Annotated in this window: 13 protein-coding genes; 4 read left to right on the top strand and 9 right to left on the bottom strand. The window is 59.2% G+C overall.

What is annotated here, in order from left to right:
• Window positions 1–3 precede the first annotated feature (3 nt).
• The 8 genes from VEH04_04950 to VEH04_04915 form a co-directional block, all read right to left on the bottom strand.
• Entirely contained in the window at window positions 4–1,581 is a 1,578-nt protein-coding gene (locus VEH04_04950) for a hypothetical protein (protein ID HYG22111.1), read from the bottom strand.
• Window positions 1,578–2,513: an ABC transporter ATP-binding protein gene (locus VEH04_04945; GenBank protein HYG22110.1), complete on the bottom strand. Its 936-nt coding sequence runs from the start codon at window positions 2,511–2,513 to the stop codon at window positions 1,578–1,580. Before VEH04_04945 ends, VEH04_04950 begins: the two co-directional genes overlap by 4 nt.
• Window positions 2,510–4,723, bottom strand: coding sequence for a hypothetical protein (locus VEH04_04940; protein ID HYG22109.1), 2,214 nt, complete (start codon window positions 4,721–4,723; stop codon window positions 2,510–2,512). Before VEH04_04940 ends, VEH04_04945 begins: the two co-directional genes overlap by 4 nt.
• The gene (locus VEH04_04935; protein HYG22108.1) at window positions 4,720–5,760 is read right to left on the bottom strand and encodes an AAA family ATPase; all 1,041 of its coding nucleotides are present in this window, start codon (window positions 5,758–5,760) and stop codon (window positions 4,720–4,722) included. Before VEH04_04935 ends, VEH04_04940 begins: the two co-directional genes overlap by 4 nt.
• Window positions 5,761–5,772: 12 nt before the next feature.
• Window positions 5,773–7,158, bottom strand: coding sequence for a hypothetical protein (locus VEH04_04930; protein ID HYG22107.1), 1,386 nt, complete (start codon window positions 7,156–7,158; stop codon window positions 5,773–5,775).
• A 118-nt stretch (window positions 7,159–7,276) separates the two neighbouring features.
• The gene (locus tag VEH04_04925) at window positions 7,277–8,365 is read right to left on the bottom strand and encodes an ATP-binding protein (GenBank protein HYG22106.1); all 1,089 of its coding nucleotides are present in this window, start codon (window positions 8,363–8,365) and stop codon (window positions 7,277–7,279) included.
• A gap of 262 nt (window positions 8,366–8,627) precedes the next feature.
• Complete coding sequence (gene rlmN / locus VEH04_04920; protein ID HYG22105.1) at window positions 8,628–9,749, bottom strand: 23S rRNA (adenine(2503)-C(2))-methyltransferase RlmN; 1,122 nt, start codon at window positions 9,747–9,749, stop codon at window positions 8,628–8,630.
• Window positions 9,750–10,013: 264 nt separating this feature from the next.
• Window positions 10,014–10,217 carry a hypothetical protein gene (locus tag VEH04_04915; GenBank protein HYG22104.1) on the bottom strand — a complete coding sequence of 68 codons (204 nt, stop codon included), beginning with the start codon at window positions 10,215–10,217 and terminating at the stop codon, window positions 10,014–10,016.
• Window positions 10,218–10,360: 143 nt separating this feature from the next.
• Between VEH04_04915 and VEH04_04910 the strand changes: the two genes are divergently transcribed.
• Window positions 10,361–11,599 (top strand): argininosuccinate synthase, encoded by a 1,239-nt coding sequence (locus VEH04_04910; protein HYG22103.1) that lies wholly within the window; start codon window positions 10,361–10,363, stop codon window positions 11,597–11,599.
• Window positions 11,600–11,640: 41 nt separating this feature from the next.
• On the opposite strand, the gene VEH04_04905 is transcribed toward VEH04_04910, so the two are convergent.
• Window positions 11,641–12,291 carry a hypothetical protein gene (locus VEH04_04905; protein ID HYG22102.1) on the bottom strand — a complete coding sequence of 217 codons (651 nt, stop codon included), beginning with the start codon at window positions 12,289–12,291 and terminating at the stop codon, window positions 11,641–11,643.
• 174 nt (window positions 12,292–12,465) lie between these two features.
• Between VEH04_04905 and prmC the strand changes: the two genes are divergently transcribed.
• From prmC to VEH04_04890, 3 genes are all read left to right on the top strand, one after another.
• Window positions 12,466–13,317, top strand: a complete 852-nt coding sequence (gene prmC / locus VEH04_04900; protein HYG22101.1) for a peptide chain release factor N(5)-glutamine methyltransferase — start codon at window positions 12,466–12,468, stop codon at window positions 13,315–13,317.
• A 44-nt stretch (window positions 13,318–13,361) separates the two neighbouring features.
• Window positions 13,362–14,627: a UDP-N-acetylglucosamine 1-carboxyvinyltransferase gene (murA, locus tag VEH04_04895; protein HYG22100.1), complete on the top strand. Its 1,266-nt coding sequence runs from the start codon at window positions 13,362–13,364 to the stop codon at window positions 14,625–14,627.
• Between the two features lie 156 nt (window positions 14,628–14,783).
• A complete protein-coding gene (locus tag VEH04_04890) occupies window positions 14,784–15,305 on the top strand; it encodes a hypothetical protein (GenBank protein ID HYG22099.1) in 522 nt (173 codons plus the stop codon).
• The last annotated feature ends 322 nt before the right edge of the window (window positions 15,306–15,627 follow it).

The following is a 15,627-nucleotide window of genomic DNA, read 5'->3' as shown; positions in this document are numbered from 1 at the left end:
GCGTCAGGAAACGCCCTCGCCCGTTTGCATCACCGGCGGAATGTTGCCAGGAAGCGGCGGCGGCGCAGGCGTCCATTTTTCGAGCGGACGAAACGCTTTGATTTGGTTCGCAAACCAGCGCGCGTTCAGCAGCACAGCGATAATAATCCAGATTGCGGCGCAGATCAGATGAGCGGTTCGCTGGGGCCAGTTATGGACCATGTAGATATTGAACACGTTGCCAAATTGCGTTGCTTCCATCGCCCGAAACGAGAGCCGATTCGCAAAGAACAGCGCAATGTTGGGTGCGAGGGCCAGGACCGCAGGGATCAATACCGTGAAGATGCCCGCGAGCTTGGGCGAACGCCGCGGCATGAAACGGCGTTGCAGGAATAACCCGGTCAACGCATAGGCCAGCGCATAAAGAACGGTGGGGATGATGGAGACAGTGAATTCGTCGAGGTCATCTGTGGACATTGTCTGGAACGCGGGTGTGCGGTCCGTCGCTCCGTGCAGCACGATGAGCATGACCCCGACGGTGATGAATGACAGCAGGCTGATCCAAATGATCCCGCCCGCGGCTCCGTTGAAGAAGAGGAGCGCTGTGGCGCGCTTGAATGGGTTTGCGGGAATGTCACGCCGAACCCGCAGGCTCAGGGCATCGTGATTGCTGACCACGACCACCATCGCGAGCGCCAGAAGCGAGAGGCTTATCAGTCCCCACACGAGGATCACCTGCGCGGTTCGAATCTTGAACACCCAATACAATGCAACCAGGCAGCCGATCAACCAGGCGCACGTCAGATAGCCTCGCAACGCGAAGGCGCGGTTGGCCGACGGAGGGGAGATGAGCGCCACCGACAACAGGTACAGCAGGATGGTTCCCGCGAGCGCGAGGCTGAAGAAGAGGAAGAAGCCATTCCAGAAATTGGAGGTGCCCATCAGCGACCCGACGCCGGATTGCATCATGCTGTAAAAAACAAACGTGAGCCATGCGATGGCGGGCATGATCCAGCCGATGCCGAACAGCGCGAGGAGCACCTTGAACAATCGGCTGATTGGCAGGCACGCCACGAAAATGGCGATTTGCACGGCGATGCAGACCACTGCGAAAAGACAAACCAGGATGAACGCCACGGTTGGCAGATCGACGCCGCGCAGCAGGTTGGTGAAAGCCATGAAGGGCATGCACGCACTGAAGAACAGAACAGTCATGTAGGCGCCGCACAGGAATTTTCCACGGATGATGCGCGCGGGTGTGAGCGTGGTGATGTAGAGCAGGTCCAGGTTGGCATCCTGCCTTTCCGCAGCCAGCCTGACGCCCACATACAACGGAATGAACAGCAGGCTTGCTCCCGTGAGGATTCCCGTGAACACCTGAAATATGCTCGCTCCCACGCGTTGATCGACATGGAACTGCACGGTCTGAGTGATCAGCAGCCCGAGCGCGGTACAGAACAGCACGGCAAGGAACAGGAGCAGCATGCCCGTCACCGCCCAGCTTCGCACCGCCTGGCGCAGTTCCTTCACGACCACGGGATTCAATTCCCACTGCCGCCAGTTTGAGAAATGTTCCCTGATTCTTCCCGGAACGTTCGTCACTGCACGCCTCCCTTTGTGACGTTCATGAAAATATCCTCGAGATCGGCCTTCGTTTGGCGGAACTCCACAATGCGCATTCCGCGGGCAATCAGTTGGGCGAGAATTTCACACGCGGCTGCCTCCTCTGCGCCGAGTTCGAAATGAACTTCGTTGCCCACTGCGCGCGGATTCTCCACCGAAGGCGTCTCGAGCAGCGCCTTCAACAGGGCTGGCGTCTGATTCAACTCCAGGGTGCGAATGGCCACCGTCCGCCGCGGCGCGCTTTTGCGCAGCACTTCTTCGATCGTTCCCGTCTCCAGCAACTTGCCGCGTTCAATAATCACGACACCGTTACAAATCTCCGTGAGCTCAGTCAGGATGTGTGAGCTGATCAGGATCGCCTTCTTGCGCTCCGCAAGCAGGCCGAGCAATTCACGCAATTCCACGCGCGCGCGAGGATCGAGTCCTGCCGCAGGCTCGTCCAGGATCAACACGTCCGGGTCATAAACCAGCGCGCGGCCAAGGCTGACGCGTTGCTTCATTCCTTTCGACAACGCCTTGAGGTGCTTGTCCCGAATGCCTCCCACGTTCGTGAATTCTTCAATGGCGTCCACAGCCTGGGTTCGCTTGCGTCCCCGCAATCCGTAGGCGCGCGCATAAAAATCCAGGTATTCATGCACCGTGATATCCGCATGCGCAGGCAGGCTGTCAGGCACATAGCCAACGGCCTTGCGCGCCAGCTCGGGCTGTTCCCGCACGGAAATCCCATTCAGAAGAACGTCGCCATCCGTCGGTTCCTCGATCGTGGAAATAATCCGCATCGTCGTCGTCTTGCCCGCGCCGTTCGGTCCCACAAATCCAAACACATGGCCGGAATCGAATGAGAACGAAATGTTGTCCACGGCCACGGTGTTGCCGAATTCCTTGCGGAGGTTTTTAACCTGAACTTTCATGGCGCGGGAGAGGTTTCAAGGATGCCATACACGAGAGCGCTTTCCTTCTTGCGCCCGTTTTTCGACGCAGACGACAGACCCGGCTCAAGAAACGGATTGGAATTGAGGCGCGCGATGTAGGTATTCGGCTGCAGAATCTGCAGCGCGAGGGCAGGATCAATTGCGTCGAGAGGCCGGAACGCGAAACGCTCGGCCAAAACGGAGATCGTGCTAAAACCTCCAGCGCGCACGCCCGGGCCCTCCGCAGGTTGCAGCGCGGCCTTCGCCCCTGCGGGAATGTTTGTAACGGCGAAGAGTTTCCCGGAGGCGTCCGCGAACCACAGTTCGCGAATCGGCACGCCCAGGCCATTCATCAAGGTCGTTCCCTCGACTTGAATCCGCTCGCGCCGGGTTTCCGGTTTTCGCAACTGGAAATGTGCAGGAACCCGCGCAGTCACCCATCCGCGTTCCAGGTGCTGCCCTTGGGTCCAATCCAGCTCCCGCGCGTTCCCGCGGTTGCTGTCGTGGCTGACCTGCGGGGTGACTTCAGTCTCCGAATCGAAACGCAGCCCGCCGCCGGGTGTGAGCGGACAATAATAGGCGACCATTCCCAATGTGATGGCGCGATGATTCTGCTGGTCGAGGCAGGTGATCGATTCCATGCGAATGTCCGGCGTGAATCCTTCGCGAATAACACTGTAGCCGAACACGCCGAGCGTCGTTACAAACGAGATCGCGGGGATTGTCCACAGCAGCCAGACACGCCGCTTCTTTCGCGACAGATAAACAATGTTCAGCGGACCGATCGTGATCACAAAGGCGAGCATGATGACGACGATTTCCCGGACGGGGATCTTGACGTTCTCCACCACTGGAAAGGTGGCGTTGGCGCTTTCCTCGTCCATGGTGCTTCGCCACGTTCTCCCGCCTGTCTGTACCGCCTCCGTGATCAGACCCCGCGCTCCCGGCGGGAAATCACTGATGTGCTCGGACGCAAACAGAACGCAACGGCCAAATGCGGGAAACAGCGCCGCGCCGTTTTCGCTCGAGGTCTTCGGAACGTGATTCCATGTGCCCGCGAGGTTTACGTTTCCAAAAATCATGAGGGTGCCACCACATTCGACGTAGCGTTGAAGCGCCGCCTGCGCGCCCGGCAGGAGCATCTGCCAATCCCTGCCATGGATCGCCACCGCGTCGAACGGCGTGTAGGAAAGCCAGGCATCGCTCCATTCCTGGATCGGCACCTCCGATCGCAATGCCTGATGTCCGCTCACCATCCCGGCACGGCCCGCGAAAGGCCCTGTCAACGCGCTGCTCACGCGCGCGACGTCGGCCCACACCGATCGGCCCGCGCCGTCCAATTGAACGGCATCCATGTTGATCATGCCCGCGTAAACCATTCCGAAGTTCACGTGAACGCTCGACACGGGTTCGGTTGTTCGTGGAAATGAAAACGTCCGAGGCGCGCCGGGAGGTGGAGGTCCATGCGAAGATGCAGTGACGGGTATGACCGCAAGGTTGGTTCCTGACGCAGCCTTCAGTGTGATCGTGCAGTCATACGACCCGCCCATGGTGTCGAAGATTAGCAAGCGGTCTGCAATGATGCTCGTATTGAAGTCGGCTTCAAACCAGTGCGGACCCGGGGCGCTGGGATCGGGTGTCCACGCAGTCGGAGTCACCCCGCGAGCGCTGCGGGAATCCGGCGGGCCGGTGAGCGCCGCCGCAGAATAAGCCTGCCGATCACCGCCGAGGGAACGCGACAAATCATCGAAATTCAATGAACGGCTGACCAGCACTGTGCCGGGAGCGATCGTGCCGCTCGCGTGCGAACTTGCGTGGTTCATATGCAGGTTGCCTGGCATGTTGATAACCCCCTCGGGCTGGCCGTCAACGATGATGCGCGCCATTCCGTTTCCCGCCTGCCGCAAGGGGGGCTGCCAGATCGGAACGGTCACGCGTGCTCCCGGCGCGAGTCGCACCCGGCGGGAAATCCGCCTGACGGAATGGCCGTAGTCGAAGGAGCGGTCGGGAAAAACAAGTGTGACTTCGTGCGTCTCCTTCTGTGATGTGTTCTCGAGCAGAAAGCGATATTCCCGGTAACCATGGTACGTTTCGCCTCCCACCAGGCTTTGCGACGACACGCCTATGGATCCGAAATGCTCGGCAGCGCGCATGTCCGTCGCCGCGCCGAACATCACCGCCAGCAGCAGCAACAGAGTCGAAGTTTTCATGCCGGCTGCAACTGAACGTCCGCCGGCAAGTTCAAGTCTGTCTCGTCCATGCCCGTCAACAGTTCACGCACGAGCCGCGACGGAGTCATGCGATCAAACCGCGCCTGGTAATTGAGAATCAGGCGATGATTCAAAACAGGTTCCGCAACCGCTTTTACATCCTCGAATCCAACCGTCGCGCGCCCCGCCAGCAACGCGTGCCCGCGCGCAGCCTCCGCTATGGCAATCGCCGCGCGGGGTGATGCCCCGTAGGAAACGTACCGCTTTACAGGCTCGGATGCATCGCTGTTGCCGGGGTGCGTCGCGGTCACGAGCCGCGCAATGAACCGGGAAACAGCGCGCGGCAGGTAGATCCGCCCCATGATCTGAAACAGGCTTTCCAGTTCGCCACGTTCCATCTGCCAGGTCGCCGCAGGTAATTCGCCACGGCGTCGTTCCGAAATGATCTGGTCGAGCGTGCCGGCGTCGACACTGTCGAAGAGCAGGCGAAAGAGGAAGCGATCCAACTGCGCCTCGGGCAAGGGATAGGTTCCTTCCAGTTCAATTGGGTTTTGGCTCGCCAAAACAAAGAACGGCTCGGGCATGGCGCGGGTCTGCCCCAGCAACGTCACCGAATGTTCCTGCATCACCTCCAGCAATGCCGACTGGGTCTTGGGCGAAGCGCGATTGATTTCGTCCGCCAGCAGGATGTTCGTAAAGATGGGCCCCGGCTGAAACTGCATTTCGCGATTTCCCGACTGGGTCTGCTGCAGGATGTGCGTTCCCAGGATGTCGCCAGGCATTAGGTCCGGAGTGAATTGGATGCGTTTGAAATCGAGCCTGAGAATCTGTCCCACGGTCCGCACGAGAGCGGTTTTGCCCAGCCCGGGCAGGCCTTCAAACAAGACATGGCCGCGGCTGAGAATGCCAATCAGGACCAGCCGATGCAGTTCCTTTCGGCCGAGAAGAATGCGGTCCAGTTGTTCGAGGGTTTTGCGGGTGAGGTCGGAAGCGGGTTTGAGTTCTTCGGGGCGGAGAATCGAGGCAGGTTCGCTCATGCAGGTTCAGGGTTACTCCTTGCGTTTGAAAAATTCTTGCACGGTTTGTTTGTGTCGAGGCAGAACCACCTGCGAATGTGCAGCTCCTCCTGCCGCTGACGCCCCGGCCAATGCACCCTTTCCGGCCACAACCTCCTCGCCGCTCAACTCAGGCGCTGTCCGGCTGATTCCCACAAACTTCGAGTCAGCGAAGCGGTCCGACATTGGCAGCGCCTCTTCCTTGAACTTGGCGCCCTGCTCGCCGGATTCATCCTTCCACGTCATGGGTGCGTCGCCGCGGCCGCGGGTCACGCCGCCATTGCCGTAGCAGAACGACAGCGTGGCGCTGCACGCCGATGCATTCGTGTTCTCGCATAGAAATGCCGCAAGGGCCTGTGGATTCAGGCATTGCCCCGCACTCTTGCATTGTGCCAGTGATTTCGCATCGATCAGCCGCAACTTTGCGAAGTTCGTCATCGCCTTCCCGAAACTGCTCTTGTTGAACTGAATCGCGGCCATCAGTTTCTCCAGGTCCTCGCGTTTGAACGATTCCAGCGCGTTCAGCAACTCCGGCGGAATGGTGCCATTGATCAATCCCTCCTCCAGCTTCGCGGATTTCAGCATCGCGGCGAGCTCCTGCGCGAACCGCGTGGCCGCTTCGGGTGACAAGCCTCCCTGGTCAGCCATTTGCAATGCATTCGCCAGCGTCTCAGCCTCAGTCAGGCTCCTGGTCTTGGAGATCATCTCCTCCGCAGCCTGTTGCGCGAGGTCGGCGTTGGAATCCTTGATATGATCCAATGCCTCCCAGGTTTTATTCGGGTCTATTGCCGACGATTTTTCATGGAGCATCGTCAGCTGCTTTTGCAGATCCTCGGCCTTTTCCTCTTCAAGGACGTTTTCTTCTTTCAAGGTTTCAACCTCCGCCTGAAGTTCGCCGACCAGCTGCCCAATCTCGAGCGACTTCGGCCGGGCACTCGCAGTCAGGCGATCGGGAAGGAGCAGGGCCAGCGCGGCGAACGCGGCCGACAGCCCCAGCAAGCCAAAAGCGCGGCCACAGCGCCAATGAACGCGGGGTGAAGCAGCGGCGGGAAGTTCGTTCCCCCATGGCGACGTGTCCGCAACTTCCGAGGCCATGATGACTCCGCCACACTGGTTCAAGCCGTCGTACGCGGCGCGGATATTGCCCGTGGAAACGCGACGCCGATAAGCGCGAATCGCGGCCACAATCCCGACCGGCAATGCAGCCGCCAAACCCCATGCAAGGTCGCGGGCGTCGCCGAGGCGCGCAAACCGCAGTCCGAGCACGATGGCGCCCCAGAGGAAGAGCCAGACGGCGATCCACTGCAAAGCCGAGCGCAACATCAGCAGCGTGGCCAGTTTTTGACCGAACCGCTTGACGACGTCCTGATGCGTTTTCATGTTGTTTGCCTTCCTCTATCGAACAATTGGAACGACCCGCCGCCAGGTCATCACGTTCAATGATGAACCATTTTATTTGCCTGCACTCAGTTAAACCCCGAGGGAATCCATCCGTTTCTTACTTCGCGCCGATCGTGAAATAGAACGTCGCACCTTCGCCGACGTTGCCTGCGGCTCGAATGTTTCCACCGTGCCGGCTAATGATGCGCTTGGCCGTGCACAAACCAATACCTGAGCCCGGAAACTCCTCGATCGTGTGAAGCCGCCGGAAGGGCCGGAACAGCTTGTCGACGTATTCCATCTCAAAGCCAGCCCCATTATCGCGAACAAAAAACTCGCGCCGTTCCGATTCCGAACCCGTGACGCCCACCTCGATCCGCGTGACGGGGGTATTCGATGTGAATTTCCAGGCATTGGAAAGAAGGTTCTCCATGACAATGCGCAAAAGTCCGCGATCCCCATGCGTTTCCAGGTTGTCGGCGATGCTGACTTCTGCCACCCGCTCGGGTGCGCTGGCCTGCAGCTGCCGCAGGATTTCACGCGCCAACTCCGTGAGGTTGACGGGCTGGAGGCGCATCTCGCCCTGCGTCACCCGGGACATTCGCACCAGGTCATCCATGAACTCCCGCATCTGTCTCGCGCCGTCGAGGGCTTTGCTGAGGTAGGTTTTGCCGTTGGAGTCGAGCGCGTTGCTGTATTCGCGCGAGAGCAATTCGCAATACCCTCGAATGCACCGCAGCGGCGCGCCGAGATCGTGTGACACAGCGTATGCAACGGATTCAAGCTCATCATTCGCGGCCTTCAGCTGCGCGTTTCGGGTTTCGACCTTTTCCTTGAGGTCCCGTCGTTCATCCAGCATCCGGATCACGCTTGCGAGGCGCAGGGTCTGGTCTTTTTGAATGAAGTCGCTGGCACCTTCCCGGAACAGCATCTCAATCTGGCGGCGATCGTCGGAACCGGAAAGACAAACGAAGGGGATTTCAGGATTGCGATCCCTGGCCATGCGAAGCGCTTCCAGTCCGCCGAAGCCGGGAACCCCGCTGTCAGCCAGGATGACATCCGGGCGGCCTGATTGCAGAGCCTCCTCGAATTCCTGCCGGGTTCGAGCCAGAAGCATTTCGACTGAAAGGTTGTGATCTGACAACGCGCGTTTGATGAGAAACGCGTCCTCCGCGCTGTCTTCTAGATGAAGGATCCGTAACGCCATAAAATCGGAGGCCACAACAGTTTAGGCCTGCGCCCCTCAATGTCCAGCCCCCAAATCCAAGCGAGTGTGGCTGCAAGGCATCCTTGCCTGCCGTGAAACCGGGCTTCCAGCCCGGTGGAAGAAATCTCAAACGAAGCCGAGCGCATTAAGAGGATCTGAGTGTCGCCACGTGCTTGACGTTTTTCCGGGCGGCAAGGATGCGCGCCCTCTACGTCAGGCAAGATGCCCGACGCCACCCTCATGCGGCTTCCCAGCCGTTGCGCTACGCGGGCGGCGCAGCTGCGGGAAGCTCGCGCTCGGTCTTTAACCGGAGCTGCCCGCAGGCGGCATCAATGTCGTGGCCCTTTTCCCGGCGCAACGTCGCGGTGACATCCTGCTTCTCGAGCGCGGCGAGAAATTGCTCCTGCGCCTGTTCGGATGGCCGCTGCCATGGGAGATCCTCCACGGTGTTGTAGGGAATCAGGTTCACCTTCGCGTGCAACCTGCGGGCCAGTTGCGCCAGGGGACGGACCTGATCGAGCCCATCGTTCACCCCTGCAATCAGGATGTATTCAAACGTCAGCATCCGCCCCTTCTTCTCCTGGTAATATTCACAGGCCCCAGCCAGTTCACCCAAGGGATACTTGCGATTCACAGGCATGATCTTGTTGCGCACGTCGTCGGTGGCCCCGTGCAGGGAGATGGCGAGTCGAAACTGCAGGGGATCGTCGGCGAGCTTTCGAATCTGCGGCGCCAGGCCACTCGTGGAAATCGTGATCTTGCGCGCTCCAATCCCGCCACCCCACGGTGCATTCAGGATCCGGAGTGCCTTCAGCAGGTTCTCGTAGTTGGCCAGCGGTTCACCCATTCCCATGATCACGAGGTTATCGACAAACCGCCCGGAAGGAGGAGCGGTGGCGCCCTTCTGCCCGGCAACCTGTTGTTCGTTCCATCGTTCAACTCCCAGGACCTGTTCCACAATCTCGTCTGCAGTCAGGTTGCGCTTCCATCCATCAAGGCCGCTGGCGCAAAAGCGGCAACCGTAGGCGCAGCCCACCTGGGTGGACACACAAAGCGTATGACGATCACTGCTTTCCCCATACAGCGCCGGATTCGCGGGAATGAGGACGCTCTCGATCAAGGCGCCGTCGCTGAGCCGCCAAAGGAACTTCTGCGTGGTATCGTGAGCCCCCTGTTTTCGAACCAGCTCCATGGTCCGCAGCGCAAACTCCTGGCCCAGGCGTTCGCGGAGGGCTTTCGGCAAGTTCGACATGGCATCCCACGATGCGACGCGCCGGCGATACAGCCAGTCGAGAACCTGGGTGGCGCGATAGGCGGGTTCGCCCCATTCCTTGAAGCGCGCCAGCAATTCTTCCTGCGTTACGGATCGGATGTCATTCAACACGGCGAATCACGTTAACCCAGCGGTGCGAACCCGCAATCAAAAGCGCCCGCCCTTCCGCACGGCGCGGCGCGCCAGAAGGCTTGATTCATACGCAGGGAGGAAACGGCTGCCAGAGCCGGCGCGTGAGCGCGTCCGCAAGTGAAAAGGCTCCGCCGCCATGAAAGGTGCCGGTTCCGTTCCGGGCACAGGCTGCGAGCGGTGCAAGATCTGTATGCGACACGAAGGAAGAGGGCGTGGGCTTTCGAAGCTCACGCCCGAGCGGGATCAGGGCTCAATGGGACAACAAACATTTTCATCCCGATCCCCGAAGAAATACACAACCTCGAGCTCCTGCTGATGAAATTGCTTCAGGACCAGCTTCCACGCATTGACGCTCGAAGGAAATGGAACAGCCTCGTTCGGTTCGGCTTTCCATTCGTCACCTGCATAAAACAGATTTGTCTCCCGGCTGCGCAGCAAAATTTTCATCAGCTCTATCGGTCATCGGCAATACGTGCGGGATTCGAAATTCTTTCAAGATATTTTGAAGAATCTTCAAGGGCGCGGCGGGAGCATCTGGTTGCGTCTTTTCCTTTGCAGCGGCCGAGTCTTGGCGCTTTAATCACCGCCGCATGAAAATTGTCCTAGCGTATTCGGGCGGCCTCGACACGTCGGTGCTGCTCCTGTGGATTAAGGAACATTACAATGCCGAAATGATCGCGTTCTGCGCGAACATCGGCCAGGAGGAGGAATTACGCGGACTCGACGCCAAGGCCAAAAAGACGGGCGCCTCTAAAATTTACGTCGACGACCTTCAGGAGGAATTCGCCCGTGATTTTATTTTCCCGATGCTCCAGGCGGGCGCCATCTATGAAGGGCAATACCTGCTCGGCACCAGCATCGCCCGCCCGCTGATCGCCAAGCGCATGGTCGAAATTGCACAGAAGGAGAAGGCGGACGCCATCGCGCACGGCGCCACCGGCAAGGGCAACGACCAGGTCAGGTTTGAACTCACCGCCGCGGCACTCGCTCCTGACCTGGAGGTGATCGCACCGTGGCGTGACGAGCGCTACCGAAAGGAATTTCCCGGCCGCCAGGAAATGATCAATTACTGCGCCAGACACCGCATCCCCGTCCAGGCGAGTGCCAAGAAGCCTTACTCGATGGATCGCAACCTCCTGCACATTTCGTACGAGGCCGGCATCCTGGAGGATCCATGGTACGACTCCTACGACCTGAAGAATCGCGATTATTTCACCACGCTTTCCGTGCTGCCGGAAGACGCGCCGGACAAGCCGGAGTTTGTTGAACTCGAATTCCAACGCGGAGATTGCATTGCCGTGAATGGCAAAAAGCTCAATCCCCTTGGCGTGATGAGGGCTTTGAACAAAATCGGCGGAAAGCATGGCGTCGGCCGCGTCGACATGGTGGAAAATCGCTATGTCGGAATGAAATCGCGCGGTGTCTATGAAACCCCGGGTGGCGCCATCCTGCACTTCGCGCATCGGCAAATGGAATCGCTGACCATGGATCGCGAAGTCATGCACCTTCGTGATTCGCTCATCCCGCGCTATGCGGAACTGGTGTATTACGGTTATTGGTTTGCACCGGAGCGGCTCGCACTGCAGGCGCTCATAACCGAAAGCCAGAAGAACGTGACGGGAACGGTGCGAGTGAAGCTCTACAAGGGAAATATCATGATTGCGGGCCGCAAGTCACCGCTGAGCCTGTATAATCCGCACATCGCCACCATGGAAGCCGACCCGACCAAGGCTTACAACCAGGACGATGCCACTGGGTTCATTCGGTTGAACGGCCTCCGCTTGAAGGTTGCCGCGAAGGTTCACGGCAAACGCAAAACGCGCGGGTGAGGTTGCGTCGCGCAGGTCTCTGGCCCAGCGCCAGGCCCCTCCTATTTCTCCGCGAGCATCGCCGCTGGCGACAGTTCCAGGAGTTCCTTGCAATAAGGAACTCCGCGCCGCTGAACGACCATCAGGCGGAGCAGATGCTTGACGAGTTTTTGAATCGTGGGGAAACGGACGGTGATCTGGCCCTGCGGCATCGAGGCGACCAGGACGCGCATAAAGCCTTCGATCGACATCACGTTTCCGTAAAGCGAAAGGTTCGAAATAACCACGTGCGGCCAGCCAGCCGGAATGATGCTGGAGTTCACGCTGCAGCGCGTCTCGCCAGGCGAATATCCGAGCACGGGGAAACTGCCGCGGCGCAACGTGGTGACAATGGATTCGAGTTCCGTTGGCAGCAAGCCAAACACGGCGCGCGTCAGTTCCGCCGCGCCGCTCAGCCCGGATATGCCATACTCATAAGAGAAAGGCGTTGTCAGGAACAGCTCGAGCCCCGTTACCTCCTCCTGCCCCGTCAGCCGCTCGAGCCGCAGGCAACCATACTCCGCGGTGACCGCCCAGCTGCGTCCTATGTCTTCCCTGCGAAACGCGGTGATGCCGGAAGGCGTGGCTTTTCCGAGCACCGCAAACAGGCGCGCACCGTTGCGAAGTATGCTTCCCTCGAGCGAAGTCGTCAGTGTGTTCAGCTTTTCCGGCATGTTCAAACGCTCGCTCGGGAATGGTTCATTTCCTGACTGAGCATGGACACCATAACTGCACGGATGCCGTTCGAAAATCCGTAGAGCAACCCAAAATCGATCCGGAAACTGCGGACCTGAACGCTCGGAAGTTTTTGGTTTCAGAGCACGCAACGAGCACCTAACCTGCGCCGCGTGACGGTTCTGGAAAGCATTCAGAAGAGCACTGAGTTCCTGCAGAAGAAGGGAATCGATTCCCCCCGCCTGCATGCTGAACTGCTGCTCGCGCATGTGCTGCGGTTGCCCCGCATGAAGCTTTACCTCGCGTTCGAACGGGTGCTGACCGCGCCCGAAACAGATGCGCTGCGCGAATCTGTCCGGCGCCGCGCCCTTCGCGAACCGCTGCAACACATCGTCGGAACCACATCGTTCTGCGGTTTTGAAATTTCTGTAAACCGCCACACGCTCGTTCCGCGGCCCGAAACAGAATTGCTCGCCGAAGCAGGATGGACCTTCCTTGCGCAAACGTCGTCGCCTTCAGCTCTCGACTTCGGAACAGGCACTGGTTGCATTGCCATCGCGCTCGCTTCGAAATGCCCCGCAGCACGTGTCGCCGCTCTCGATGTCTCGCCTGACGCCCTGCTTGTCGCTCAAGCGAACGCCGAACGCCATTGCGTTGCGGATCGCATTCAATTCGTCCCCGGCTCGGGGTTGGAGGCCTTGCCGCCTGATGTGGGTCCTTTCGATCTCATCATCAGCAATCCTCCCTACATTCCTTCGTCGGAAATCGAAACACTCGAACCCGAGGTCCGTGATTTCGATCCCCGCCTGGCGCTTGATGGTGGAACGGATGGACTCGATTTTTATCGGCGTCTTGCCAACGAAGCGGGCGCCCTGCTGAAGCCGCAGGGAAAATTGATGGTTGAATTCGGCGATGGCCAATGCGATGCCATCCACAACATCTGTTCGGCACAGAAGTGGATTGTGGATGAAATTCGCGAGGATTACACTCGGCGCCAACGAATCCTGATCGCGCGACGTGAATAACCTTCCCCTAAACGGCGCGGGCTGGATCAGTCTCAACTCGTCCCATGGATAGTCTGTTAATCAAAGGCGGCGTGCCCTTGCACGGAGAAGTGACCATCAGCGGCGCGAAGAACGCCGTGCTGCCGATCATGGCTGCCACGCTCCTGACGCGCGAACCCTGCGTGATCCGCCGCGTGCCCAACCTCAGCGATGTCCGCTTCATGGGCCAGATCCTTCAATGGCTCGGCGCGAGCGTGAAATTCGACGGCGATGCCGTCCGAATCCAGGCCAATCGCATCAAGGGCCTGGGCGACTACGATCTCGTTCGCAAGATGCGCGGATCCATCTGCATCATGGGACCCTTGCTTGGGCGGCTGCGGAAAGCAACCGTCTCATTGCCCGGCGGGTGCGTCATCGGTGCCCGTCCTATCAACCTTCACCTGAAAGGTTTTCAGGCGCTCGGGGCAAAGATCCGCATCGAGAATGGATATGTCGAGGCAAAGGCAACGCGCCTGGTTGGGGCGCCCACTTTCCTGGGCGGCCGCGCAGGTTCAACTGTTCTCGGCACCGCCAACGTCATGATGGCGGCAACGCTCGCAGACGGCGTCACCATCATCGAGAGTGCAGCGTGTGAACCCGAAGTCGTTGATCTCGCCAAGTTTCTCAATGCCATGGGCGCAAAGGTTTCGGGAGCGGGGAGCCCCACAGTAACGGTAACGGGCGTGAAAGAGTTGCACGGAGCGGAACACGATGTCATCCCGGATCGCATCGAAGCCGCCACCTACGCCATTGCCGCGGCTGCAACGAAGGGCCAGGTCACTCTGGCGGGCGCGCGTGCCGATCACCTGCACGCAGTTCTCGACAAGTTGCACGATGCCGGCGCGAAGATCGTGCGCAACGAAAAGGGAATCACCGTCAGCAGCAATGGAAAATTGAAAGCCGTGGATGTGACCACCCTGCCCTACTCCGGATTCCCAACGGATGTGCAGGCACAGATCATGGCACTCATGACCCTGAGCCCCGGAATCAGCATCGTGACCGAACGCATCTTTGAATCACGGTTCATGCACGTCAGCGAGCTGACGCGGCTCGGGGCGGACATTGAAATTGAGGGCCCCAGCGCGATCGTCAAAGGCGGGAAGCCGTTGAGCGGCGCACCCGTGATGGCGAGTGACCTGCGAGCTTCCGCGGCACTCGTGATCGCAGGCCTTGCAGCGCGCGGAACCACACAGGTGAATCGCATCTATCATTTGGATCGTGGTTACGAAACGATGGATCAAAAACTTCGGCAGCTCGGAGCGCGCGTCGAACGTGTCGAAGAAGCAACGTAGGCCGCCGGCTTCAACCGGAAGAGGGAGTTTGCATAAACGAAGTTTGATCACCCACTTTTGAACATGCCTCAGGAACGCCCGGGAATATTTTTCTCGCAAACGCGCAATCAGCGACTTAGTTTGAATCCGCGTTCAATCTGACGCGCCTCTCAAGTTATGGACATTATTTTCAACTGCCCCAAGTGTGATCAGGAACTTGAAGTCGACAGCTCGGGAGTCGGCAGCGAAATCAATTGTCCGTCGTGTTCCGAGACCATCCAGATCCCGGCGCCCGGCAGCCGCGGCACGCGCACCAGCGGTGCTGCAACGAGCGACCGGATCCCCGTCGCCCCGTTGCCGTCGGGCAATCCGATTGCGACTTCCGCCGCCGCCAAGGTGGAGATGCATCTGAAGGTGCCGGTCCGCTCGACGCCCGGCGAAAGCCTCATCACCAAGCCCCTGCCTCCACTCGAGGTGAGCGCCAAGGAAACAGACAAGAGGGTCAAGGTGAAGACGATCCGCCACACGGATTGCGTGGAGGTCGGCCACGATCGCTTCGACGAGATCGTTTCGAATTTTTTAGGCAAAGTGGGCGAAGATAACATCATCAACATCAGTCCGATGACCTACACCCACATTGATATTTCCTCGCAAAAGCTTGTGAGCGATTACGCCGTGTTGATCGTGTATCGCGGCTGATCCAGCTCCTCCTCTCCCTGCCCTCTCCTCCACTCCGAGTGGAAGAGAGGGAGATGACTTTATTGCTTTTACAATCGGGCATTCGAGGTGCATTCGCCATTTAACAAATGTCCCAAGCATTGCGTTCTCCCCTCGCCTGCGACGCGAGGAGCGGGAGAGGGGCCGGGGGAGAGGGTGCTCAGGTCCGGTCCTGAAATAGGTTGTCACTCATATGGCAAAACGAGCAGGGCAAAATCATGGTATTCGGTATAGCGAGGCGTTCAAGATGGGCGTTGTGCAGAAGATTGAAGCGGAGGATTTGCCGCTGGAGCACGTGCGGCGA

The organism is Verrucomicrobiia bacterium (assembly GCA_035629175.1).
In the GTDB taxonomy this organism is placed as follows: domain Bacteria; phylum Verrucomicrobiota; class Verrucomicrobiia; order Limisphaerales; family DASXHY01; genus DASXHY01.
Note: the sequence above shows the minus strand (reverse complement) of the source record. Positions and strands in the feature narration are given on the sequence as shown.

Coding starts and splice junctions, on each gene's coding strand:
- VEH04_04945 (HYG22110.1), bottom strand. CDS start 2,513: ATGAAAGTTCAGGTTAAAAACCTCCGCAAGGAATTCGGCAACACCGTG.
- VEH04_04940 (HYG22109.1), bottom strand. CDS start 4,723: ATGAAAACTTCGACTCTGTTGCTGCTGCTGGCGGTGATGTTCGGCGCG.
- VEH04_04935 (HYG22108.1), bottom strand. CDS start 5,760: ATGAGCGAACCTGCCTCGATTCTCCGCCCCGAAGAACTCAAACCCGCT.
- VEH04_04930 (HYG22107.1), bottom strand. CDS start 7,158: ATGAAAACGCATCAGGACGTCGTCAAGCGGTTCGGTCAAAAACTGGCC.
- VEH04_04925 (HYG22106.1), bottom strand. CDS start 8,365: ATGGCGTTACGGATCCTTCATCTAGAAGACAGCGCGGAGGACGCGTTT.
- VEH04_04915 (HYG22104.1), bottom strand. CDS start 10,217: ATGAAAATTTTGCTGCGCAGCCGGGAGACAAATCTGTTTTATGCAGGT.
- VEH04_04910 (HYG22103.1), top strand. CDS start 10,361: ATGAAAATTGTCCTAGCGTATTCGGGCGGCCTCGACACGTCGGTGCTG.
- VEH04_04905 (HYG22102.1), bottom strand. CDS start 12,291: ATGCCGGAAAAGCTGAACACACTGACGACTTCGCTCGAGGGAAGCATA.
- murA (HYG22100.1), top strand. CDS start 13,362: ATGGATAGTCTGTTAATCAAAGGCGGCGTGCCCTTGCACGGAGAAGTG.
- VEH04_04890 (HYG22099.1), top strand. CDS start 14,784: ATGGACATTATTTTCAACTGCCCCAAGTGTGATCAGGAACTTGAAGTC.